The 24,657-nt window shown below is 34.1% G+C and carries 24 protein-coding genes and 1 pseudogene; 10 read left to right on the forward strand and 15 right to left on the reverse strand.

From position 1 onward, the window contains the following. Positions 1-43: 43 nt before the first annotated feature. From HDR40_RS01475 to HDR40_RS01500, 6 genes and pseudogenes are all read left to right on the forward strand, one after another. Positions 44-475, forward strand: a complete 432-nt coding sequence (locus HDR40_RS01475; RefSeq protein WP_290625586.1) for a hypothetical protein — start codon at positions 44-46, stop codon at positions 473-475. Beyond that, positions 454-2,004, forward strand: coding sequence for a hypothetical protein (locus tag HDR40_RS01480; protein ID WP_290625588.1), 1,551 nt, complete (start codon positions 454-456; stop codon positions 2,002-2,004). Before HDR40_RS01475 ends, HDR40_RS01480 begins: the two co-directional genes overlap by 22 nt. Positions 2,005-2,136: 132 nt before the next feature. After that, a pseudogene (locus tag HDR40_RS01485) lies at positions 2,137-3,238 on the forward strand (lactate oxidase). Between the two features lie 32 nt (positions 3,239-3,270). Beyond that, positions 3,271-3,702, forward strand: a complete 432-nt coding sequence (locus HDR40_RS01490; RefSeq protein ID WP_290625590.1) for an Rrf2 family transcriptional regulator — start codon at positions 3,271-3,273, stop codon at positions 3,700-3,702. Between the two features lie 76 nt (positions 3,703-3,778). Further along, positions 3,779-4,618, forward strand: coding sequence for an alpha/beta hydrolase (locus HDR40_RS01495; RefSeq protein WP_290625592.1), 840 nt, complete (start codon positions 3,779-3,781; stop codon positions 4,616-4,618). A gap of 139 nt (positions 4,619-4,757) precedes the next feature. Further along, on the forward strand, positions 4,758-5,621 hold the full coding sequence (locus HDR40_RS01500; protein WP_290625593.1) for an NAD(P)-dependent oxidoreductase: 864 nt from the start codon (positions 4,758-4,760) through the stop codon (positions 5,619-5,621). A 186-nt stretch (positions 5,622-5,807) separates the two neighbouring features. On the opposite strand, the gene HDR40_RS01505 is transcribed toward HDR40_RS01500, so the two are convergent. Then, positions 5,808-6,875: an aldose epimerase family protein gene (locus tag HDR40_RS01505; protein WP_290625594.1), complete on the reverse strand. Its 1,068-nt coding sequence runs from the start codon at positions 6,873-6,875 to the stop codon at positions 5,808-5,810. A gap of 184 nt (positions 6,876-7,059) precedes the next feature. Here HDR40_RS01505 and HDR40_RS01510 point away from each other — a divergent pair, with 184 nt between their 5' ends. Continuing rightward, a complete protein-coding gene (locus HDR40_RS01510) occupies positions 7,060-7,416 on the forward strand; it encodes a hypothetical protein (RefSeq protein ID WP_290625596.1) in 357 nt (118 codons plus the stop codon). A gap of 251 nt (positions 7,417-7,667) precedes the next feature. On the opposite strand, the gene HDR40_RS01515 is transcribed toward HDR40_RS01510, so the two are convergent. From HDR40_RS01515 to HDR40_RS01550, 8 genes are all read right to left on the reverse strand, one after another. Then, the gene (locus tag HDR40_RS01515) at positions 7,668-8,966 is read right to left on the reverse strand and encodes a hypothetical protein (protein ID WP_290625598.1); all 1,299 of its coding nucleotides are present in this window, start codon (positions 8,964-8,966) and stop codon (positions 7,668-7,670) included. Positions 8,967-9,079: 113 nt separating this feature from the next. Beyond that, positions 9,080-9,385 carry a hypothetical protein gene (locus HDR40_RS01520; protein ID WP_290625600.1) on the reverse strand — a complete coding sequence of 102 codons (306 nt, stop codon included), beginning with the start codon at positions 9,383-9,385 and terminating at the stop codon, positions 9,080-9,082. A 338-nt stretch (positions 9,386-9,723) separates the two neighbouring features. Beyond that, positions 9,724-12,255 carry an ABC transporter permease gene (locus HDR40_RS01525; protein ID WP_290625602.1) on the reverse strand — a complete coding sequence of 844 codons (2,532 nt, stop codon included), beginning with the start codon at positions 12,253-12,255 and terminating at the stop codon, positions 9,724-9,726. 11 nt (positions 12,256-12,266) lie between these two features. Then, positions 12,267-12,968, reverse strand: a complete 702-nt coding sequence (locus HDR40_RS01530) for an ABC transporter ATP-binding protein (protein ID WP_290625604.1) — start codon at positions 12,966-12,968, stop codon at positions 12,267-12,269. A gap of 106 nt (positions 12,969-13,074) precedes the next feature. Then, positions 13,075-14,334 (reverse strand): APC family permease, encoded by a 1,260-nt coding sequence (locus HDR40_RS01535; RefSeq protein ID WP_290625606.1) that lies wholly within the window; start codon positions 14,332-14,334, stop codon positions 13,075-13,077. 13 nt (positions 14,335-14,347) lie between these two features. After that, a complete protein-coding gene (locus tag HDR40_RS01540; protein WP_290625608.1) occupies positions 14,348-15,007 on the reverse strand; it encodes a patatin family protein in 660 nt (219 codons plus the stop codon). A gap of 52 nt (positions 15,008-15,059) precedes the next feature. After that, positions 15,060-15,194: a hypothetical protein gene (locus HDR40_RS01545; RefSeq protein WP_290625610.1), complete on the reverse strand. Its 135-nt coding sequence runs from the start codon at positions 15,192-15,194 to the stop codon at positions 15,060-15,062. 38 nt (positions 15,195-15,232) lie between these two features. Further along, positions 15,233-15,892, reverse strand: coding sequence for a DNA alkylation repair protein (locus tag HDR40_RS01550; RefSeq protein WP_290625612.1), 660 nt, complete (start codon positions 15,890-15,892; stop codon positions 15,233-15,235). 131 nt (positions 15,893-16,023) lie between these two features. On the opposite strand from HDR40_RS01550, the gene HDR40_RS01555 reads away from it, so the two are divergent. Further along, entirely contained in the window at positions 16,024-17,787 is a 1,764-nt protein-coding gene (locus tag HDR40_RS01555; RefSeq protein WP_290625614.1) for a 1-deoxy-D-xylulose-5-phosphate synthase, read from the forward strand. Between the two features lie 42 nt (positions 17,788-17,829). On the opposite strand, the gene HDR40_RS01560 is transcribed toward HDR40_RS01555, so the two are convergent. Together HDR40_RS01560 and HDR40_RS01565 are read right to left on the reverse strand one after the other, a co-directional pair. Then, positions 17,830-18,717 (reverse strand): Sir2 silent information regulator family NAD-dependent deacetylase, encoded by an 888-nt coding sequence (locus HDR40_RS01560; RefSeq protein WP_290625616.1) that lies wholly within the window; start codon positions 18,715-18,717, stop codon positions 17,830-17,832. Next, positions 18,686-19,447, reverse strand: coding sequence for a protein-ADP-ribose hydrolase (locus tag HDR40_RS01565; protein ID WP_290625618.1), 762 nt, complete (start codon positions 19,445-19,447; stop codon positions 18,686-18,688). Before HDR40_RS01565 ends, HDR40_RS01560 begins: the two co-directional genes overlap by 32 nt. A 227-nt stretch (positions 19,448-19,674) precedes the next feature. On the opposite strand from HDR40_RS01565, the gene HDR40_RS01570 reads away from it, so the two are divergent. Next, complete coding sequence (locus HDR40_RS01570) at positions 19,675-20,526, forward strand: NAD(P)H-binding protein (RefSeq protein ID WP_290625620.1); 852 nt, start codon at positions 19,675-19,677, stop codon at positions 20,524-20,526. Positions 20,527-20,551: 25 nt separating this feature from the next. Next, complete coding sequence (locus HDR40_RS01575; protein ID WP_290625622.1) at positions 20,552-20,995, forward strand: Rrf2 family transcriptional regulator; 444 nt, start codon at positions 20,552-20,554, stop codon at positions 20,993-20,995. Between the two features lie 54 nt (positions 20,996-21,049). Here the strand turns inward: HDR40_RS01575 and HDR40_RS01580 are convergent, their stop codons facing one another. The 4 genes from HDR40_RS01580 to HDR40_RS01595 form a co-directional block, all read right to left on the reverse strand. Then, positions 21,050-22,000, reverse strand: coding sequence for a glycosyltransferase family 8 protein (locus tag HDR40_RS01580; protein ID WP_290625624.1), 951 nt, complete (start codon positions 21,998-22,000; stop codon positions 21,050-21,052). A gap of 125 nt (positions 22,001-22,125) precedes the next feature. Beyond that, the gene (locus HDR40_RS01585) at positions 22,126-23,001 is read right to left on the reverse strand and encodes an alpha/beta hydrolase (RefSeq protein ID WP_290625626.1); all 876 of its coding nucleotides are present in this window, start codon (positions 22,999-23,001) and stop codon (positions 22,126-22,128) included. A 99-nt stretch (positions 23,002-23,100) separates the two neighbouring features. Continuing rightward, positions 23,101-23,742, reverse strand: a complete 642-nt coding sequence (locus HDR40_RS01590; RefSeq protein WP_290625627.1) for a viroplasmin family protein — start codon at positions 23,740-23,742, stop codon at positions 23,101-23,103. 1 nt (position 23,743) lies between these two features. Then, positions 23,744-24,481 (reverse strand): alpha/beta hydrolase, encoded by a 738-nt coding sequence (locus HDR40_RS01595; protein WP_290625637.1) that lies wholly within the window; start codon positions 24,479-24,481, stop codon positions 23,744-23,746. Positions 24,482-24,657 lie beyond the last annotated feature (176 nt).

Genomic DNA, 24,657 nt, shown 5'->3' on the forward strand with positions numbered 1-24,657 from the left:
TTCATCTTCAACGACCGTTATCGCTAAAGCCAAAGATGATTACTTGGAAGAGTTAGCTAAGAACGACCCAGATTCGAAAAACCACTTTACTTTAGCTGTACCGGGTACCATCACTATCTCAAGTCACCTGAGCGCATCTGGTACTTTCGATGCTGTAACTGGTGCTAGCGATAAGGCAACGATCGACTATAGTAAAAACGATGACCCTGACAAAGATGTTGGCCATATGGACGCTGATTGGGAGCATGAACCTGACCACGATAAAAACCATATTCAAACCTCGATTAACAAGAGCATTACCAATATCAAAGACTTGACTACTGGTAAAGACGCAACTAATGCGACCGGTGATGGGGTCTTCTTGAACCCACAACATACTTATGAAGTGTCTTACCAAATCAACGCTCAATTAGGTACTGACGTTGATAACCGTAACTTAAACATTACTGAGCTTTGCCAGAAAACACAACTTTAGTTGACGGTTCACTCAAGGTGCCAAGTGGCTTTAATACAGACGGGACTACCTCAACTGACATCCACGTCGCTTACGACGGTAACCCTAACTATTTAGCTGATAAAGGTACCATTGATAACCCAACAGTTGAAAAGATTACTTTCAAAGTCAAGGTGAACCCAAACAGCGACTGGTCAGATTACTACAACTCTGAAACTCGTAGTGGTAAGAGTGAAATGATGATCAGTAACCAAAATGGTCAAGTTGACGCTAACTCTTACTTAGTCATTCCTAACACGGCGGTTATGTCTAGTCGCGGCTTAGATGCATTGAGTAGTGATGATAAAGCCGATAAAACTGAATCTATCGCAACTTTCAACATGGGACTTCAAATGTTTGCTGTTAAGCAATATATCGTGCAAGATGATGACACCTTTAACGGTGCCACTAAGCTTGACCCAAGCCACTATGTTGACACTACTCGTAACGACAAGACTGCAGTAACTACTGCCGTTAAAGTGCAAATGCCTAACTACTTGAAGATTGACAAGTTAACTGCTGGAGCAATGCAAAACATTAAAGAAGCTGGTTTTGACGAGGGCAAACATAGCTGGGTCAAAGCTAGTGATGATGTAGTATTAAAACCTGAAAACTTAGCCAACCCTGATTTGACTAACTCTACATCTGAGCTTCCATCAAACTTGCAAGGCACTAGTGGTAAGACTTACTACTACATCACTAAGTGGTCACCTAAGACAAAGTACTACCAAGACTTTGCTAAGTTAGACCATATGCAAGCTCACTTTGATGGACAAGCTATCTTATCAGCTCACTCTAAAGGTGACCGTGACACTGATGACCAAGCGCCTAACGATTACGGTCCTGAAAAGATAACTGATAAAAAGCTTACTACTAACGAGACCATGGTCCACTTGCCTAACATCTACAGTTACATGACTTTAAGTGACCGAGGCTACCAACACGACGATGGTCAAAAACTTGACTACACTTTGTATGGTCAAGTCAAAGGTTTAGCAGTGGATTCTTCTAATAAGACTAATTTCTCTAAAGAAGGTCAACCAATCAAGGCTTGGATCAGAACTAAAGACAATAGCTATGACGGTTCTTACCATACTTTGACTTTGAAAGATGGTCTAGGAACAGGCGATGTCGGCGACGTTGTGGAAACTTGGAAAGATTTATCAAGTGACCCATTAACTAACAAAGACATCACCACCGGCTACTGGTCAATTTCTAATACTTACCGCACCAACCAAACTTATGCGACTGAAAAGCCTGCTCTAGCGTCTAAGAACCCTGCTTTAGCTGAAGTTAAAGGACACTCTGTAGTCTTGACTAACAACATCCCTAGTGAAAGTTTGACTGACAAGCGCACCACCGACCTTAAGTGGGAAGCTTGGAAGAAACAACGTATCACAGCCGGTGACAAGACTTACACCAACGCACGTGTCTTTATCGACTACTACAACTACGACAAAGACAAGTCACTTAAGTACAACTCATTGACTCGTATCTTACGTGAAAGCTAAGAAATCATCGACCACTAAAATAATTTCGTAAAATGCAACAAAAAATGTTGCATTTTTATTTTCTGGTGCTAGAATAATCCATGTAAGTTAATTGCAACAAAAAATGTTGCAAAGTTTAAGGAGGAATTTATTATGTCAATTACAAATGGATATTTCCAATCAGATAACGAACGTCAAATTAATATTCTTAATCTTCCATCATTAGAAAAGAAAGCTAAGGATATTATTCCTGAAGGTGGCTTTGGTTATATTACTAGTGGTGCTGAAAATGAATGGACTTTAAATGAAAATACCCGTGCATTTGACGATGTTCATATTGTACCTCGTGTACTTTCTAATATTGAAAATCCATCTACTGCAACTGAAGTTTACGGTATTAAAATGTCTATGCCAATTATGATGGCTCCTGCAGCTGCTCAGGGTTTAGCTCATGCGAGAGGAGAAATGGCCACTGCAGAAGGAATGGCTAATGCTGGAACTATTATGGCACAAAGTACATATGGAAATACAACGATTGCCGATACTGCAGCAGCAGGTAAGGGAGCACCACAATTTTTCCAATTATATATGAGTAAAGATTGGGACGTTAATAAGTCATTACTTGATGAAGCATTAAAGGCTGGCGTTAAGGCAATTATTGTAACAGTTGATGCAACAGTAGGTGGTTATCGCGAAGCTGATATTAGAACAGGTTTCCAATTCCCGCTTCCAATGGCTAACTTAGAAAAATATGCTAAAGATTCTGGAACTGGTAAAGGTATCGGAGAAATTTACGCATCAGGTGCACAAAAGATCGGTCCTGAAGATATTAAGAAGATTGTTGATTATGTCCAAATTCCAGTAATTGTTAAAGGTATTCAAGACCCTGATGATGCTGATGCTGCCATTGAAGCAGGTGCACAAGGTGTATGGGTATCTAACCCATGGTGGTCGTCAATTAGATGGTGGTCCAGCTTCATTTGCTGTTTTAGAGAGTGTCGCTAAACGTGTAAATAAGCGTGTACCAGTATTCTTCGATAGTGGTATTCGTCGTGGTTCTCATGTTTTCAAAGCTTTAGCTAGCTGTGCAAATGTTGTTGCTTTAGCACGCCCTGTAATTTATGGCTTAGCACTTGGTGGTGCACAAGGTGTTAAAAATGTAATGGAACATTTGAACAATGAATTCAAAACAGTTATGCAATTAGCAGGCACAAAAGATGTAGAAGCCGTAAAAAATGCTAAACTTATTAAGTAGAAATACTTAATTATTTAGTAGAGGTTAAGAAAATGGCAAATACTCGTTTAAGTGATTTATTGCAAATATTGGTTTATTTAAAAGTTCATGATGGAGAAAAAATAACTAGTCAGCGTTTGGCTAGCAGCTTAAATACCAATCCTAGCTTAGTAAGAAACATGTTAGTTCAATTACGAAGTGCTGGATTGCTTGAATCTATTAAAGGAAAACCACATCTTGCCAAGGATCTTAATGAGGTAAGTGTCTTTGATGTCTACAAGGTAATTAATCCTGATAAAGGCTTATTACAAGTAGATAATAATACGTCTCAGGAATGTAGTGTTGGAATAGCTTTTCCTGAAGTCTTAGAGAAACACTATCAAGAAGTGCAAAAAATTGCTAATGATAAAATGCAGCAGATAAAACTTCAACAATTAGTTGACGAAACTTCTAAAAGTATCGAATTACATCAGAAGGATTTGTAGTTCTAAGCCTAGAAATTGATTTAGATTTTTTCTTTTTATATAATCAAATGACTCATATTAGAAAAGGAAAATAAAAATGTCGGATTATTTGCATACTAAAAATAAATATATATTAGTTGGTAACAAAAAAATTGCTTATCGTGAACTTGGAAATAAATCTACAAAATATCCTTTATTATTACTAAATCATCTATCTGCAACTATGGATAATTGGGATCCAGTCTTTATTGATGAACTTAGTCGTGAGAATTACATAATTGTGGTCGATCTTCCTGGTGTTGGTGCCAGTGAAGGGAAGGTCCCAACTTCTATTGCTTCAATGGCTGAGGAAGCTATTAACTTTATTTCTTCTTTAGGATATGACAAGATTAATCTCTTAGGTCTTTCAATGGGAGGATTTATCGCTCAAGATATAGTACGTCAGGCTCCGAAGTTAATCAGAAATTTGATTTTAGTTGGTACTGGTCCTGCCGGTGGAACGGGTATCATTGATGTAACAAAAGTTACGTTTCGTGATATGGTTAAAGGTCAATTCCATCATATTGATCCCAAACGTTATATTTTTTATCCTCATACTAAGAATGGTAAGAAAGATGCTTTAGAAATTTTAGGACGGATGGGACAACGTACTCCAAAATTCATGGATAAGAAGATATCAATTTCTTCATTTTTGCGACAGTTAAAAGCAATCCATAAATGGGGTGAATCTAAGAGTGATTCTCTTAAATATATTAATGTTCCTACATTAATTATTAATGGGGACAATGATACAATGGTTCCAACTGCTAATAGTTATGAAATGCATTATAAGCTTAAAGATAGTAAGTTAATTATCTATCCACACGCAGGTCATGGGTCAATTTTTCAATATCCCAATAGTTCCGTTAAAGAAATTAATAATTTTTTGCATAATTAAAGAGGTTAGTAAGATAAAAAATTATCTACTAACCTCTTTTTCTTTTATACAATAGTATTGCTATATTCTACCATCAGCTGTGATTTAGCTGGTTAATTAATATGCTAAAATTAACTAAAGAAAACGGAGGAGGAATTTTATGAAAGTTGGTTTTATTGGTACCGGAGTAATGGGTACTGGAATTATTAATAATTTACTTAAAGCAGGTAACGAAGTAATCGTTTATAATCGCACCAAGGCTCATGCACAAGAAGTGCTTGATAATGGCGCAAAGTGGGCAGATAGTCCTGCGGCAGCTACTAAAAATAATGATGTCGTCATGTCAATGGTGGGGTTTCCGCAAGATGTTGAGCAAATTTACTATGGTAAAGATGGAATTTTAGGTGCAGCAACCTCTAAACAAGTTTTGGTAGAAATGACTACTAGTAAACCTTCTTTAGCGCAAAAGCTAGATAGGGATGCTAAGAAAAAAGACTTACATATTATTGATGCACCAGTTTCAGGAGGAGATATTGGGGCTAAAAAAGGCACATTGACTATGATGGTTGGTGGCAATAAAGCAGATTTAGAAAAAATCACACCGCTTCTAAAGCAATTCAGTAGTCAAATCAATTACTTTGGCTCTGCTGGTAGTGGACAACATACAAAAATGGCAAATCAGATCATGATTGCGGGCACTATGACAGGGATGAGCGAGATGCTTGCTTATGCCAAAGCAGCTGATTTAGACCTCCAAGAAGTAATTAAGACTGTTTCCGGAGGAGCGGGGGAAAATTGGAGTTTGAGTAATTACGGACCGCGCATTTTAAGAAATGATTATACTCCTGGATTTTTTGCTAAACATTTTTTGAAAGATTTGCGGATTGCCTTGGAAGAAGCAGAGAAGATGGAGTTGAATTTGCCTGCTACTAGGGATGCAAAGCGGCTTTATGAAGTTTTAGTAGATGAAAAAGGTCTTGGTAATGACGGCACACAAGCCTTAATTGAGTTATGGTGGAAGTAGGAATCTGGTAGTTAATAAAGTAAAAATACTAAAATAATCGCAAATCTAAAACCTCCTAAAAAATAGTTAGTGCGACTAATTTTTAGGAGGTTTTTTACAAATATTATTTAGATTGGATTAATCTTCACAAATAACTCTCAGTATGTCCAATGCCCATTATCTTGTCTAATGTATCTTAAGTCAAAATTAGTTTTTGCTAAGTTTTTGGCCAGGGTATTCAATTTCGTATTTTATCTGGTGATGTACAGGTGCTAAAGGTCTCATTATAATGTCACCAAATTCAGGATGATGGGGTGCATCAGGAAGAGTTTGTGCCTCTAATGCAAGGGCCGCCCAAGAACAACCTGGACGATTAAGCCTTACTGTGTTTGGTAGACCATTTGCACTAAACATGACTAAGGCATTGCGGTCAGAGTACATTCTCATCTTTAAATTCGTAACTGGATTAACTAAACTAGCTATTTCTTTGCCAGCATAAGTAGAACTTGGAGTAACTACAAAAAAGTCATCAAAGCCTTTTTCAGGAGTTTTGTTCATCTCGTTTAAGGCATTTTCTAATGTTTTCCCATTTTTAAAGTCATAGGCATTGTTATTTTTAATTAATTCTCCAGTAGGAATTTTTTCATTATTAACTGCTAAGTGGTAGTCTGAGTTGATTGTTAAAATTTGCTTTTCAATTGTTAAGTCGGTTTCACTTAAATTCCAATAAGTATGACTTGTAGGGTTAAAAAGGGTAGGTGTATCAGTTTGACCATAGAGATCAATTGTAACACTATCATCATTTTTCAAAGTATAAACCACATAAATTTCCGTATTAGCAGGCATTCCGTCAGCAGTAGGAGAATAAATATTATGCAAAATTAAATGAGCTGAATCTTTACCAATATTAGCTTTAACATCCCAAAACTGATTTTGCCAGCCATGAGATCCGCTGTGAATATTGTTTTCTCCTTCATTTTTTTCAAGAGAATAAGATTGACTGTCAATTGAAAATTGAGCTTTAGCAATTCTATTAGCAACAGGACCAATTAATTGTCCAATGCTATAACCTGCATCCAAGTAGTCTTCAATAGAATAATCGGCGGCTAGTAACATGTTAAAATTCCCGTGTTTATTATTACTTGGAATACTATATTGCTGCCAAATACCACCATAATTCAGTACACTCATCTTTACATTGTTATCATTAACAACAGTATAACGAATTACATCACGATTATTTACTTTTCCAAAATTATCTTCAAAAAACTCCATCTTTTTTCTCCTTATTTGAAACCGTTTACAGTTGAATTGTAACACTATCTGGGTAATGAATAAAGATAGTATTATAGATAAAAGCATATTTTTCGATATTAGATAGTTGCACACCGTATATTTAAAAGAAAAGTAATATTATATACTAGTAAGTATAATTTTAAGAGGAGATAAGGGGAAAAGAATGAAGAAAAAAGTATTATTTATTTTTTCAATAATATTATTACTTATGATCGGCGCAAAACAATCAAGGACAGCCCAAGCAAGTAGCTATTTAAATGGAAATGATTATGCTAGAGCAGCCACAAGATATGTGAAAGTTACAAGAAAAATTCCTATTTATCGTGTTCGAACTGGAAAATATGAAGCTCAAAATCATTTTTATAAAGCTGGATATGTTAAAAAAGGAACAAAATTACACATTTCTTATTGGATTATGAGTACTGGTGGTTGGATAGTTACAAGCAAAAAATACTATCACAATAGTAGAACATTCTTTATTATTTCTGCTCGGCATGCAGACTGGTACAAAAAAATATAAAATTAATGACACTTCCAATTTTTAGTAAATGATAAATCGTTGATAGAAATGCTTTATTTTAGAGTTATCTCATTTTAAAAGCAAAACTATCAGCGATTTTTATATTAGGACGACCAGTAGTAGTACTTGTTGAGGTAACCGTATATATCGATAGGAGATTAGAAATTAATTTTTGTATTTCTTCCTATAATCTATATTATGTAAAGTGGATATAAAAAATAAATGTATATAAAAATATACACTTATCATTTTTACTTATTCATAAACTCAGCAATGTTATCCAATAAATTTTTATCATATGCCCAGAGAAGCTCATCTTCTGTAGCTTCTTTTCCAAATATTTTATTATGATTAACTTTAGGGAGTTTGTTTAAGTCAGGTAACCATGTTTTTCCTACAGGATAAGATATGTAAAAAGTGTAACTTTGCTGATAGATTTCAATTGATACACAATAAGATGAATAATAATGTAATTGACTTTCAACTTCGCAATTTTTACAGTGATCAATTTCTTCTTGATGATAAAAATAATACTCAATTGCTGATTGATATAATGGTGATCGTCTATTTTTATTATGTGAATTACATAAATACACACGATATTTATGTGGTTCTGGTGGAATAACTGCAGCAAACTTGATGTAGTTATTGTATGTTTCTAAGAGATATTGTAAAAAATCATGTTTGAGATCATAAATTTCATTTAAATTATATTTTTCTTTTAAAGCCTGCAATAGTTTATCATTTCTATCTATTTTGTGTTCACTTAAATTTTTAGTAAGAGAATTAAGAATTGAAAAATCAAATAATGTGGCATTTAATTGACCTTTCCCCTCCAACTGTTGTTCAATTTTTTTGACAGCAAGCGGTAAATGATTAAGTTGTTCCTGAAAAACTTTGTCATAGTATGCATTTTGCTCTGCTAAAAGTTTTTCACTTCTTCTAACATATTGGCTGTTCCAAATAAAAGCTATTTTCTGCTTAATCAACTTTATCGCATCCCTAATTCCAGACAGTTGATGATCATTCTCCAATTCTATTAAAATATCCTGTATATTCCAATATTCGTCTTTATCCCCTACATTACTCAAAAAGTCAGGCCACATGGTCATAAATTTAGATTGTGCATAATCTGTAAAACCATCAGGTTCGTATTGAATTGCATATTCATAAGCTAAGTCGTCAATCATTTCTTGACTTGCTTCATTTTTTAAAAAACTAATAGCAAAATTATACCAGTCTCGTTCCAATCCTTCTGAAAATTCTACATCAATAGTCCCTAGTGGACAGCTCAAGACTAATTCAGGTCCCCTTATACTATCTATTTCCTCATAACGTAGGACTTGTCCATTACAGTTATCATTAAGATATTTAAGCAAGGTCTGATTATCATTAAGATCTGCCAATTCATAATTATCAATTGAGTATGGTTGGTATATCTTAGCCATCAACTTAATTTCTTTACAATCAGAAAGCTTTTGTAATACATGCTCACAATAGGCCTCTTTTAGTGGCTGATATAATTGTAAGCGACGTTGTTTTTCTTCCATAAAAAGATATTCCTTTATTTAAAATTGACTACCATACTTTAGTACGCAAAACTAATAATTATTCTGTAGAAAGAGACGTAAATAAAAAAGCACATATTGATATACGTGCTTTTTTATTTTTGCATACAGATTATAACAATCATAATCTCCACTACTAATCTAATTGCATGGTGAGAAAGATGGAAATCTTTTTGCTTGATACCATTTATAACAGTGCCAAGAGAAATAATTACCATACCACCAATTAAAAGTAGAATCTGATTATTATGGTCAACATAGCGTAGAAATGAATAAGCCAAAGTTAGCAAACTACCAGTCATAATAATGCCAGAAATTATATTAAGTGGCTTTTCTTGAAAAGTTGCAATTAGCATCAAACCACCATAAATTGCTGCCAAAATAATTCCAAAAACTTCCATTTTTTCACCTCATTACCTATCTATTCTATTTTAGCTCAAATGAACTAAGTGTAAGGTAATGATTAGTTCCAATTTTTAGTTTTTTTAATAAATTTAATTAATTGCTTAAACATATTATTTAAATCTATTTAAGTATTCTTGGTGGAATATTTAAGTCAATATTTTTTAAATTATGGACTCTAGCGCCTATTACTTCTACCTGCATTGGTAATTTTTTAGTCATTTGCATCCCTACTCTCTTATAATGTGGCATTAATCTATTAACTATTGTAATACACAGTACACTATGTAATAAAAAAGCATCCCTCATTTTATGAGGAAATGATGTTATTATCAAATTACTCTACTGATTGTAATGCATCTAGCATATTAATTTTCTTAATCTGATGGTAAACCACAAAGGCCAATAACAATGTAATTACTGCTGGAATCAATGCTGACATAATGAAATTCATCGGATACATTGATGGATTGAACATAGCTAGATCTGGTGGCAGACTGGTAATAATGAAGTGGTGCAGCCACCAACCAAAGCCAAAACCTACTAGAATACCAATCAATGAAAGGATAATTGTTTCACGATAGATATACATCGTAGTTTCTAAATTGTAAAAACCTAATACTCTAATTGTCGATAGCTCCCGAGTTCTTTCTGCAATATTAATATTAGTCAGGTTATAGATCACCACTAGGGCCAAAATTGAAGAAATTAAAATCAAAATCAAGATAACTTGATTCAAACTTCCAGTAAAGCTGCTAAGTAAACGACGGTTACTTGAATTAGAAACAATTGTTTGAATAGCTTCTTGCTTCATTAACTGACGACTCACTTGGTTGATATCGTTTTTCTTACTCATCGTTACTAAGTAAGCATTAGTAGTATACTTCTTTCCCATGGTCTTGGCGTATTCATGTTTATTCATGAAAAGATAGTGACCAATATACATTTCAGTAATTCCACCTACCTTAAAACGATAAGTCTTCGTCGCATCATTCAACTTGATTGTTGAGCCAATTTTAGCATTGAGCAACTTGGCTAATTTTTCAGAAATTACTACACTATCATTGGATAAAGTAAGTGGCTTTTTATCTTGACGTTGACGCAAGTTGATTGATTTTCTAAAAATAGAACTATCTTCTGGTGTAATCATCATTACATTCTCAGTCGCACCATCTTTATAGAGATGCTTAGTCAATTGCGTATAATTAATTGCCTGATAATGTTTGATTTTAGGACTATTTAATTCTTTCTTTAAAGCAGCCTCTTGCTTCTTAGTTGCTTGGGTATTAGTTAGGGCAATCACATCATTCTTTTGAAGTTGGGTATATTGAATATCTCCAATTCCTTGAAGCGAATCACGAATACCAAAGCCCATTACTAACAGTCCTGTACAGCCGGCTACGCCAAAAATCGTCATTAACATTCTGCTCTTATAACGAAAGATATTTCTTGCTGTCACCTTAGCAGAAAAGCTCATATGATTCCAAATAAATGGAATCCTTTCTAATAAAATACGCGAACCATTCTTCGGTGCCTTAGGTAAAAGTAAACTAACCGGTTTTTCCCGTAAAGTCGAATGAAGTGTAAGTAGCGAAATTCCAGTTGTAGAAAACAAAGCAACTAATAAAGCAATCAAAACGGGTGACCAGAGGAAGTAAAGATGATAATTAGTACTCAAGGTCGAATTGGCAGTGTAAGCCTTAATAATCATATTTGGCAAGAAAGTATACCCACCAATTGCTCCTAAAATCACTCCTAAAATTGCCGCTGAAGTGCTGTAGATCAAGAACTTCAGCGGCACAGCAAAATTACTGTAACCCAAGGCTTTGAGCAAACCAATGTTGGTTCTTTCTTCTTCTACAAAACGCATCATTGTTGTTAATGAAACTAGTGCAGCTACGGCAAAGAGAAAAGTCGGAAAGACTGCTGCCAATACTTCCACACGTTCAGCATCCGCACGATATGAAGAATATCCAGTACTATCTTCACGACTGCTTACTGTATAGGTCGGATAGGGTAAATTGACTTTGACAGTTGGCATTTTTACTTGGCTAGAATTTACTGAAACTGACGATTTACGTAACTTAGCTAAGAATTTTTGCCTTGCCTGAGCATAAGCTTCTTCTTTAGCCGCTTGATATTTAGCTTTGCGATTTTTATTTAGACTTGTGAGCAACTTTTCTTGATCACGATAAACACGATTACGATATTCAGTAGAAAAGGCACTCAAGCCAGTCGTATTTTTAAATGTAATTCGGGCAATTTGATAAGTCTTACTGTTGAAGGCATTTCTGGTAGTAACAGCAAGATTGGTTAATTGCCCTGTTCCTAAGTTAGTCTGACCAATTTGATTTTTATCTAAATATTCACTAGATTTTACAAAACCTACTACCTTATAGGTACGATTTTTTAGAATCCCCTTCTTTTTAATAGTGACTTTCTGACCAATTTGGTACTTTTTTTCCATTAAATAAGATAAAGCTATCTCATGATCATTACTGGGCATCTTACCGCTAACTAATTCGTAACTAGAGAGTTTACTAGAATTAGAAAAGATGCGAATCGTATCAGCTTTCCCTTTGATTTCTGCATCTTGATAATAACCAAAGGTTGCTTTTTTGACTTCTTTTTGTTTATTGATGATTTTTTTATCAGTAGAATTTAGTCCATAATTAGAAGTTACTGTCACATCAGCCAGATTGTGTTGGTTAAAAAAATCACTCCCAGACATTTGCATATCAGGTCCGGTCATTCTTAATCCCACAAAAGCAAACGTTCCTAGGGCTATCAATAAAATAATTGCTAAGTAACGTCCGATTGAATTAGAAATCGCTTGAAAAGCATCTTTAAGAAGTTTCTTTTCTTTCATACAGCCTCCACCTACCATTCAATCGTTGAAATATCTGCTGGATTGGTATTTTCTTTAATTTCAGAAACACCACCATCATGGATACGAATCACCTTATCAGCAATTGGAGCCAACGCACTGTTATGAGTAACGATTAAAACAGTTGAACCATATTTTCTACTCATATCTTGTAAAATCTTGAGGATTTTCTTTCCAGTTCTGTAATCAAGTGCTCCAGTCGGCTCGTCACACAAAAGTAACTTAGGATTTTTAGCAATTGCGCGTGCAATAGCGACGCGTTGCTGTTCACCACCAGATAGTTGAGCAGGAAAATTCATCTTTCTTCCGTTCAGGCCAACTTTTTCTAAGGCTTCATCAGCACTCATTGCATGGTTAACTATTTCTGAGGCTAGTTCGACATTCTCCTTTGCAGTTAAGTTGGGCACTAAGTTATAAAACTGAAAGACAAAACCTATATCATAGCGACGATAGGTGGTTAGTTGTTTAGCATCATAGTGCGAAATATCTTTCCCATCAATAATTATATTCCCACTAGTATTAGTATCCATCCCGCCAAGGATATTAAGTAGGGTCGATTTACCAGCACCAGAAGAGCCGAGAATAATTACTAGCTCGCCTTTATTTACATTAAAAGAAATATCACGATTAGCATAAATGGTACTATCTCCAGAATGATAAATTTTATTATTATTTTTTACTTCAATATAAGCCATCTTTTCCCCTTTCTGTCATCAATCCTATTATAGCTAAAAATTAATGTGAGGGCTTACAATTAATCCGTAAAAAATAGCACCCACAAAGGGATGCTATCTAAAATTTTTATATAATTGTATGACGCTTTTCCCAAATCCATTCTAGGAAAAAACTTAAGGCTAACATTATAATAACTGATAACCAAGTCATTACTTCGCCCTTTATAATTGTTTGTCCAAAAAGAAATACAAATAAAACTAAGTTAAGAATTATAGCAATCCAAAGAAGTGATCTTTTAGCGCCTGTTTTCTTATAAACTCGAAGATGACCTATATTGACACTAGCATATACAAGTAAAAATGCTAAACTTGCCATCTCACCAACTGCTGAAAGTGGAAACACTACAACGAAAATTGCGGTTAAACCAGCTGTAATAAACAATCCTTTTGGCCCCTTTAGTTTTGTCATAGCACCAAATTGGGATGGAATTTCCCCAACTTTAGCAATTCTCAAGCCTAAATTTTCATCCCCAAACATTGTTGAGTTAACAGCCGATGCTGTTGCGACCAGTGCTGCTAGTCCTATGCCATAGTGTCCGACTGGGCCAAGAACAGCTTTTCCAGCTTCTGCTAGGGCGTGTCCTTGATTAGCTATTGCCCCTTTTGTCCCTAGCGTAGTAACTACCACAATACTAGTTATCACATAAATTACAGTTACTATAGCTAAAGAAAGAAACATGGCTCTAGGAAGCTGACGTTTTGGATCAGACATATTTCCTGCCGCATTTGTTATTACACCAAACCCTTCATAAGTTACATATAATAATCCTGCTGCTGAAATTATTCCTAAACCTCGATTGCTGCTAAAAGAAGGTGTAGGAATTTTAGCCTTTGTGAAACCAACCACAATAAAGATCAAAAGAATAATCAATTCTAGAGAAACAATTATTGTTTGAGCACGTGCAACTTTTTTAGAGCCTAATAGATTGATAATCCCAACGCTAATTCCCTTACTAATCCAGCTATTTTGTGATAATCCTGTCAAATCACATACATATTCCGCAAAGCCGGACGCATATAGTGCCATTGCAATAATCCAGCCAAAATATTGAAAGACATTTAGTCCACCTGCAATCAAACCATCTCCAAAGCAAGATAGTAAAAATTGCGCTGCACCACCTCGGCTAGGAAACTTAGCCCCTAATTTAGAATATGAATAAACTGAAAATGCTGCTACAAATCCGCCAATGATAAACGCAATTGGTAACCATTCTCCTGTTGAAGCAGTAGCCAATCCAATTAGGGTATATAATCCGGCTCCCATCATACCGCCGATTCCTATTGCAGTAGCCCCAATTACGCCTACGCTTTTTTGTTTTTTCTTCATCTTCATCAACCTCCTATTGTAAAAAATCTTTAACTTTATTCAAGTAACGGATTCCTTCATGGACACCCATATCATAGGCTTTTTGTAAAACTATCGGCGAATTTTTTATAGTTTTTACGTTAATAGGCTTCGGAGGAGCAATTATCAATATTTCCCCTTTTTCTTCCTCCTGTATCATTTCTTCAATAACTGCATTATAATCTACAGCTCTAGTTTTTAATTTATTATATACTGCAGGAAAATTTTTCTTGAATAATTGACGATATAGGAGACGATTTTTCTTGGGATTTTTTCGATAGTTACGTGGTTGGGTAGTAATTACTACTTGTTTAGTAGGAGAAAATCTTGGAAAAAAGTCAATTGGTATGGAATCACTTACTCCACCATCCCAGTAATAATGACCGTTGATTTCAAGCGGTTGGGCAAAAATGGGAATTGATGCCGATGCACGAATCCATTCCATATCAATTCCCCTACCGTTTTTTAATTTATGAAATGTTGGTTTCCCACTTATAATATCCGTTGCACAAACCCAAAAATCCATTGGATCCTTTTCAAAAGTATCGTAATCAAATGGATCTAGAATATCTGGAATACGACGATAACACATATCGACATTAAATAAATTTCCAGTTTTACGCCAACTTTTCCAGCCCGCGTAATCATCTCGCATCCCATAATTTTGGTTATACCGGAGCGCTCGCCCTGGTTGATGAGATTTAAAATTAACTCCAAAATGCCCCTGCTGATACTCCCACAGCTTGGTCAAAACGGATTTGATTTACATAAAACACATCTAACACCCCGACCGTGAACATATCACGTAAGGCGCCACCTTCTAAAATAAGTGATGTCTTCATTTACACTACGCTTCCTTAATACTCACTTTATTGTAGTACTATTTATCTAGACATTTGCTTCCTTCTTTAATAGAGAGTTTAGCCATATTATCAGAATTTCTATTGATAAAAGTGCGCACCCATTCAGGGTTAGTTTTAGAATAATCACGTAGAGCCCAACCGATAGCCTTGTTGATAAAAAACTCCCTACTATTTAAATTATTAACTAAAATTTGGTCAAGTAGCTGGGTATTCATTTTGTTTTTTCGTAATAATTGATGTTCAATAGCAACTCGACGAACCCAAAAATCAGAATCTTGTGACCAATTGAGCATCAAATTGTCTACTCTTTTGTCATCTAATCCTAGATAACCAATCGGTTTGATTAAGCTATCAATTGTGTCCCACCACTGTTTTGAACGAACAAATTTTTCGATTTTAGGTAAATCATCAAAGGTAACGAACTTTTGCATGGCAATCAAATAGTCACAAACAAAATACTGAAAATCGCGATATTCTTCTTCCCAAGCATTATTTAACAGATTCCAGTCAATTTTCTTCTTTCTTTTTTCTTCTTTGAGAAAATCTTTATAGCAACTACGTCTTTCTGGAGTATGTAACCCATAAAATTTAAATTGATCGCGCATATATTTTNCTAGCATTTTAGCCTGTTGCGGATTAGCTTTATTTTGAAATTGAACTTTAAGTTTTATAAGCATAAGATTACCTTTCTATAATAATTTCAGTTCTATTATACATTTTAACTATTGTTTTTGATGGAAGATAAATATTTCTCAATTTTAATTGTCTAATCTATAATAACTAATGTAAGAGCTATTAGGAGGAAATTATGAATAAACATCCAGAATTTTTATTAAATAAAATTGCAAGTCCCCAAGATTTGAAAAAATTCTCACTTGATGAGATGAAAAAACTTGCTGATGAAATCAGAACTTTAATTATTGAAAAAGATAGTGTTGAAGGTGGGCATCTTGGTCCTGATTTAGGAATTGTTGAAGCTACTCTTGCCTATCATTATGTGTTTAATGCACCAAAAGATAAAATTGTGTGGGATGTTTCTCACCAAACTTACCCACATAAGATGGTTACTGGTCGCGCTTTTGGTTGGCTTGATCCTAATCGCTATGAAGACGTGACACCATATTCAAATCCTGATGAAAGTCCTTATGACTATTATGCTGTTGGTCATACTTCTACTTCTATTGCGTTAGCAACTGGGATGGCCAGAGCACGCGATTTGATGGGTGGCAATGAAAATATTGCGGCCCTAATTGGTGATGGTAGTTTGACTGGTGGATTAGCATTTGAAGGTTTGAATAATGCAGCTATTGAAAAACATAATCTTTTAATCATTATTAATGACAATCAAATGTCTATCGATGAAAATGTCGGTGGCGTTGTAACTGCTTTAAAGAAACTACGTGACAGTAATGGTAAAAGTGAAGATAATCCCTTTACTGCAATGGGATTTGATTATCGCTACGTTGCTGACGGAAATGATTTAAAGAGTATGATTGATGCTTTTGAAAATGTAAAAGATGTGGATCATCCAATTGTTTTACATATTAATACTCTTAAGGGTAAAGGTTATCAACCAGCAATTGAGCATGAACGTGACCATCACTGGGTAATGCCATTTAATTTAAAAAATGATGAGCCTAAAATAAAGCCATCTGATGAACCGACTCCAAATTCTATTGCAATTAATTTTGTCAAAGATAAGATTGAAGCTGGTGAAAATATTTTAGCTATTAATGCTGCTATTCCCGGAGTATTTGGCTTAATTGACATTAAGAATAATTATCCGGCTCATTATAAAGATGTGGGAATTGCTGAGCAAGAATCTGTAGCCTTTGCAGCTGGTGCTGTAAAAGAAGGCGCTAAGCCAATTCTATTTGAAAATTCCACTTTCTTGCAAAGAGCATATGATCAACTTTCTCATGATGTTGCAGCCAATGACCTTCCAATTACGATGCTTGTTGCTGGTGGTGGTATTTCCTCACAATCTAAGACTCATCTTGGTATCTTTGATAATATGATGATTGCTAACTGGCCTAATTGGGAATACCTTGCTCCTACTACATTAAACGAATTTCGGTCAATGCTTGAATGGGCTAACCAACAAGATTCACATCCTGTTGCTATTAAGATGCCTGTACTTAAAGTTCCTATGGGAAAAGAAGTCAGCGAAGACTATTCTACAATTCACTATGATGTAGAAAAAGGTAGTAAAGTAGCTATTATTGGGTTGGGTGATTTTTTCCAATTAGGTGAAAAAGTTCGCGATTTACTTAAAAAGAAAGGAATCAATGCTAGTTTAATTAACCCTAAATCAGTTTCGACCCTTGATATTGAAACTTTGAATAATTTAAAGAAAAATCATGAATTAGTTATTACTTTAGAAGATAATGAAGTTTCTGGTGGTTTTGGTCAAAAGATTGCGAGCTACTATGGTCCAACGAAGATGATGGTTAAAAACTTTGGTGAAAAGAAAGAATACACTGATAATGAAAGTCTAGAAAGTATCTACGCAAGAAACAATTTGCTTCCCAATCAAATTGTTGATGAAGTTATGAATATTCTTAATTATTAAATAAAAAAATGCATCCCTACTAAGTTAAAGGGATGCATTTTTTTATTTAGCTAACTTTTTTAATACGTCATTAATATTACCTTTAATACCAATTGCTTGGTCAGAAATTTGCTCTGGGTAAATAATATTCTGAGCATCAATAGTTATAAATTTTGCTTTAGGATTAGCTGCTGTTAGATTCCAAAATGGATACTTAATAATTCCAGGTGTATTCATACCAACACCTAATTCTAAATAAATAATTTTGTCATTAAGATGTTTATTTATAAAATCTGTATATCTTTGAGAAGCTTGATGCCAGCCTTCGTCTTCCACAAATGTATCATCTTCTCTAAGATTTTTAGTATATATCTTCACTTTATCTGCTAACTCTGCACTTATATGCATTGAAACGCCTTCTTTAGGGATAATTAATTGATTATCCTTACCAATTTCAAATCCTTGTGACAGAATCATTTTGCGAATAAGTTCGTAATTATCATACGTTTTTTGCTCGCCGTAAAGTTTTTGAAATAAGCCGTAATCTCCTTGAGTATAAAAGAGTCGATTTTTATTAAAGCCAGCTTTTTGAAATTGATGATCTACATTAGTGGTAATTACAAAATAATTTTTATCTTTTATTAAAGAATAGAGTTCCTCATACGTTTTATGGGGAGCCGGCATATAACGATTAATCCAAATCATTCGGCTCCAATAAGCCCAGCGCACAGTTGGATCTGTAAAATTATAAAAACCACCTGTATACATATCTGTTATGCCAAAGCTATTTTCAAAATCACTAAAATACTTTTCAAATCTTGGCCCAGAATATGTCATCCCAGCTGCCGTTGATAATCCAGATCCGGCCCCTATTACGATATTGTTAGTTGTATGTAGTTCACGTTTTGCTTTTTCGATACTAGTTGAGTAACTTTTCATAAAATTGTTCATCTTGCTCCTTAAAGACATCAAAAATTACCTTTTTAATAGTTGTATTTTGTGCTAAAAATTTTTTGACTGTGCTAACCGCAATTTCAGCCGCTAATTTGTTTGGAAAATTAAAAACACCAGTTGAAATGCATGGAAATGCGATACTAGATAAATTGTAACTTGCAGCTAGACTTAAGCAATTCCAATAACTTTTTTCGAGTAAATCTTTTTCCTTTTGAGTAACTTCATTTTCAACTATTGGTCCTACAGTATGAATTACAAACTTACTTGGTAAATTATAAGCCTTGGTAATTTTTGCTTTTCCTGTTTCCTCTGGATGTCCCTGCTCTACCATCATTAGATTACATTCATTTCTTAGTTCAATCCCTGCGTAAGTATGAATTGCGTTATCAATACAATTATGATTAGGCAAATAACAACCTGTCATTCCACTATTAGCTGCATTGACAATTGCATCAACTTCTAATCGAGTTATATCTCCCTTCCAGACTGACATCCCGTCTTCAAAGTCGGAAGCAGGGACTATTCCCTTCTTATAGTTCTCTTCTTTTAAGTATTCATCCTGAATTTTTTTGAATTCTGCATCTATTGGCTTTGGTTCTCTAACATTGAACAATGCCCGTAAAAGTAATTCTTGTTGATAGGCATCTTTTGGAATAGTCACATCATTTTTCTTATATTCTGCCAATAAATGTTTAATTAGATATTCTCTGCGTTCTGTTTGATTCATAATTCTCCTTCATTAAACATGTAATTTTATTACTTACAATTATAGTAGTATTTTTAATAGCTTTTTTCAATTTAAACAGCTTATAAACTTAATATATTCGATAAATTGAGTATTATTTGAAATAAATTTAGATTTTTTTACTAAACCTGTTGACAATAAAAATTCATGTGCTATTATAATACATGTAATTAATAAAACAACATGATTTGAAAGAAGGAGTTTTTATTATGAAATACGCTGTTACTGCTGCTGCAGGTCGTTTTGGTCGCAATGCTGTTCAAGAATTGAGCAAGATTGTTGGTTCAGAGAATGTGGTAATTATTGATCGTAACTTAGAAAAAGCTCAAAAGTTATATCCTAATTATGAAGTTCGTGAAGGTAACTATGATGATCCTGCTTCTATTACTTCAGCTCTTAAGGGAATTGATAAAGTTATCTTTATTTCTTCACAACCTGGTGGTGAAGTGCCACGTAGTCAAGCACATAAAAATGTTGTGGACGCATTGAAGAAAAACGATGTTAAGTTTGTAGCTTACACTAGTTTCCCTCATGCTCAAACTTCAAAGAGTGCTCTTGCTGAAGATCACAAGATTACTGAAGACGCAATTAAAGATGCTGGCATTGCTCACTCATTTTTACGTAATAATTGGTATCTTGAAAATGAAATTGGCTTCTTAAAGAGTGGTGCTGCTGATCAACCTGCACTTTACTGGGCTAACAATAAGGCTGGCTGGGCTCTTGAAAATGACTACTCTGAAGCAGCTGCTAAAGTTATTGCAAGTGAAAATCCTAAGGAAGTTTACGAATTTGCTGGTGCAAGTCGTAGCTACCAAGATTTAGGTGAAGCTTTACAAAAGGCTACTGGTAATGATTTTGAAATTAAACAAGTTTCTGAAGAAGATTACATTAAAGCACTTGAAGAAACTGGTTTAGATCATGGTACTGCAGCTATGTTTGCATCTTTCCAAGCTCCAATTAATGATGGTTCTCTTGAAGAAGATACTGATGACTTAGCTGAAGCATTAAATCGTCCAGTAACTCCAATTGAAGAAGCAATTAAGCTTATCCTTGCAGATTAATACTTGACGGTCTAAAATAAGGTTCATGAAGTATTCATATAAATTAAGTGACGCCATCCACTTACTCAGTTATTTAGATATTTATAAAGATGGCGATCTTTCTAGTAAAGCAATTGCTAAGAGTATTGAATCTAATCCAAGCTTAATTAGACAATTAATGTCTAATTTACGTAAAGCTGGTATAATTGAGACTCAAAAAGGAAAAGCTAATCCTAGCCTAGCAAAAGATCCGCAAGATATTAGTATTTACGATGTTTATCAAGCCATCAATATGGATCATGATTTATTACATATCGATCCTAAAACTAATCCTGACTGTATCGTTGGTAGTAATATTCAAGATACTCTTAATCGTTATTATGCGGATATTCAAGATATCGCCTATCTCAGAATGAAACAAATTTCATTAGCAGATATTATTGGTGATATCTTAGAAAGACAAAGAGAAAAAGACGCTATAAATAGATAAAAAAGGTATCCCTTTTAGGGGATGCCTTTTTTACTACTCTTCTGTATTTTCTTACTAAATTCTTACGTTTTCGAACTGCTTAACTTTTGCCCAAGTGTTTTTATTTTTTTCAATGTCTTTAACCTTTTTAGACATTGCTTTAAGCTCATCACGAGCAGATTGCCGATCTTCATCTGTGAAACTAGCAAGTTCTTTCTTCAGTTGATCATAAAAGTTAGTCGTTCTAGCAACCTTCCAAAAGTACTCTCCATATTGAACGTTGGGAAAATGCCAAGGTTTAAAGAAAAGATTGTAGTGAATAATTTTAGGATTTTTAAATTCAGGAATATTTTCATTGGGCATTGCATCCCATTCTTTAGGCAAGTGATAAATCTTATCTTCACAGAGTTCATTCATGTAAGCTTGATCAGGATCAATATTGTCAAAATGATATTTATCCATTAAATAGAAAAACTTATCAATAAACTTTTTATCGCGGAATTGCTTCATATCAAAGACAATCACACCATTATTGATATACTTTTCTGCTGGCAGAATACCTTGACACTTTACGATATACTCCTGCAACAGTGGCATATATCGAATGGATAAATCCGGGCAACTAGCAAACATATTATTTTTTAAGTCAATATCGTATAATTCTCCAATATCGGCATTAATAATCGTATCAGCATCCAAATAAATGGCTTTATCATACTTTAGAAAAAGATCCGGAATAAATAAACGATAAAAAATTGACATTGTAAAGAATTGTCCGCGTAAGTAATTTTCTTTACCCTTGTGAATGCGCTGCAACATCTCATCTTCAATATGAAAAATATTAATATGAATATTTTTAGTAGAAAGATTTTCTAGTGCCTTTTTATTTTCAGGTGAAATGTCTTGGACTAATAATGTAATTGTATAATCCCGTTGCGGATTAGCGTGATTAATTAAGGATTGGATGGAAACAGCAGCGTATGGTGTGTAATTATCACTAATTGTATAAAATATTGGAACTGTCATAATTTTGTTCTCCTCATAAATGATAATAGATATATTTTTTAATTATCTCCTAGTATTGTAGTTTCTTCAATATATAACAAAAACATCCCTCTTTATAATAAAAGGGATGTTTGATTGCTATCTAATTATTTGAATAAAAACTTAATAATTGCATCATTAACTTTTATATTGTGATGAAGCTTGCTATGTTGTGCATCTTTACCATTGATTTTAAGTTCTTGGTAACTTTTAGCACGATTATTTAATAAATACTTAAGCGAACGTGAAGAATTATTAGCCACGCGACCATCTGAATGTGTTCCGTCCTCTAAGTCACCATAAATATTCAATACACGTGTATTCTTGGGGAATTTTTTACGTAAACCAAGTAATTCACGATATTCTGGACGTATTATATTTGGCTTACCATTTTTAGCAAGCTTAATTTGGTTAGCTCGATCATTTGCACCAATGATTCCATCATAATGTCCTGCAATTGAAATTATATGCTTAATATTAGGGAAATCCTTCTCCGTCGCATTAGAATTAATATAATTCATAATTTCTAGATTACCCATCGAGTGACCTACTAAGTTAATGTTTTTAGATTTAGTCTTTTTTTCTACTGCTTGAATTGCAGCTTTTACATACATACCACTAGCTGGATATATACTAGCATAATCCCCAGTGCTATTACGTAAATGCTTTAATTTATTATCCTCAATATTAACCTCAATTACTGGATTTTTAGTTTTAGAAGAAAATTCTCGATTAAACGTTACTTTCTTACTTGGGCTTACATTAGCATTAATAATTGTCTTAGTAGCACCAGAAGATTTAATTCCCTGTGCCATAAAGTCTTCGGCTTTTGAACTACTTCCCCATCCATGAAAAAATAATGTCGCCGTAGAGCCAGAAGATTTAACTTTAATATTAGACGTTGGTTGCGAATTGCCGCAAGCACTAGTCATTAAAGCAATCATGGATATTACGATTGCAACCAACCCAATAGTTTTTTTCACTTTTACCACTCCTTTAACTTATTTTTAGTATAGTTTCTGAAGCTTAATTTGTGAAATATCTATTTTTAATAAGAAGTTATACGTATGGATTATGGAAATTTAATTTTTTTCAATTCCTTGTGCACCAGCTCTTGCTACATGTTTTACTTCATTTTGGTGAGTAACGTGATTACCGGTTATTTTATAAAAGTTAACTTTAATATGTTTTATTTCTTTAGTAATTTTTTCTTCAAAATTATCAGTCTCTGAGTCAGAGTAATAAATAGTAATGTTGGTTTTATCATGATTAGTAGCCCAATTAATAACTTGCTTAGTCGCTTCTAATTGCCCTGCCAATTCATGTTTTCCTTGAGTATCATCTACTAAGCCACATAATTCCTTAGGCATTTTAGCTCCTTGATTAGTAAAAATTAGTGCGCCATATCCAACTTGATTTTCACGCTTAGTATAACTGCCAGCAATAAAAGCAATTACTTCATTTTCTAGTAAGGCAGCAAGATCTTGATCTATTTTTCTATTCAAACGCATATTTTCTAATAAAAGTGCCGTTGCCTTTTCATCAAAACCATGTTTAGCAAACTTTTTAGCATCTTCTTCTTTATCAAAACTATATTGCTTAGCCTTAGGATTATTTTTTAGCAATTCTTTAACAGCTGATTCAATATTATTCCACGTACTATGAATAATAATCCCATCGCCTTCCCCAGTATAAATGGCGTAATATTTTTTTGCTTGATCCATTTTACTTACGCTCCTCATCTATATATTTTTTCAAAAATGTTGCAACTTTTTCATGATATTTATCTTTATACAGTGGAAAAGATTCCGCATGCGTTGCCAAAGGCGTAATCCACAATTCTTTAGGTGCAGAGGTAGCTGCGTAATTTTTGTATACCATCTGACTAGGCACAACTTGATCTTTAGCCCCATGGATAAATAAAATTGGTCGGGTATTTTTCTCTAACTGGTCAATACTAGAAGCTTCTTTTAAGAAGAAACCATTTCTTATTTTATTTAGACCACTAATAGCTTCCACAACTGGCTTGGAAACTGCTTCTGGCAGTTGGAGAGCATTATGGGCTTGAAAAATAATTTCATCTTTGGCATTAGAATAACCACAATCTTCAATAAAACACTTCACTTGTTTAGGTAGATGCATGCCACTTGTCATCATTACAGTGGCGCCACCCATACTTTGATCCATAATCACAATTTTTTGGCTTCTACCATTTTTGAAAAGTATTTTCTTAATCCATAGTAAAATATCTTGTTTTTCAACCCAACCGTAACCAATATATTTACCAGAACTTCTACCATGACTACGAGCATCGGGTATCAAAATATTATAGTCTAAATCAAAAAACATTTTAGCAAATCCAGCCATACTATCACCATCACTCATGAACCCATGAAGTAAAAGTACAGTTTTATCAGAGTGATTGTCTAAATAATGAGCAAATGAACTACATCGGGAATAAATTCCCGAGTTTCTGGGAACAACAGGTAGTGTTTAGGATCTTACAGAGAATTGGCCGAAAACGTCTCTCGGGTCTCATACCTAACTCACAGAACCTGTCTATCTTACCATGGCCAGTTCCTGACCAGTTGGCTTCATTATTGCTTTATTTAAGATATTAACTGCCGCATTAATATCTC

The sequence above is a fragment of the Lactobacillus sp. genome, from assembly GCF_014803895.1.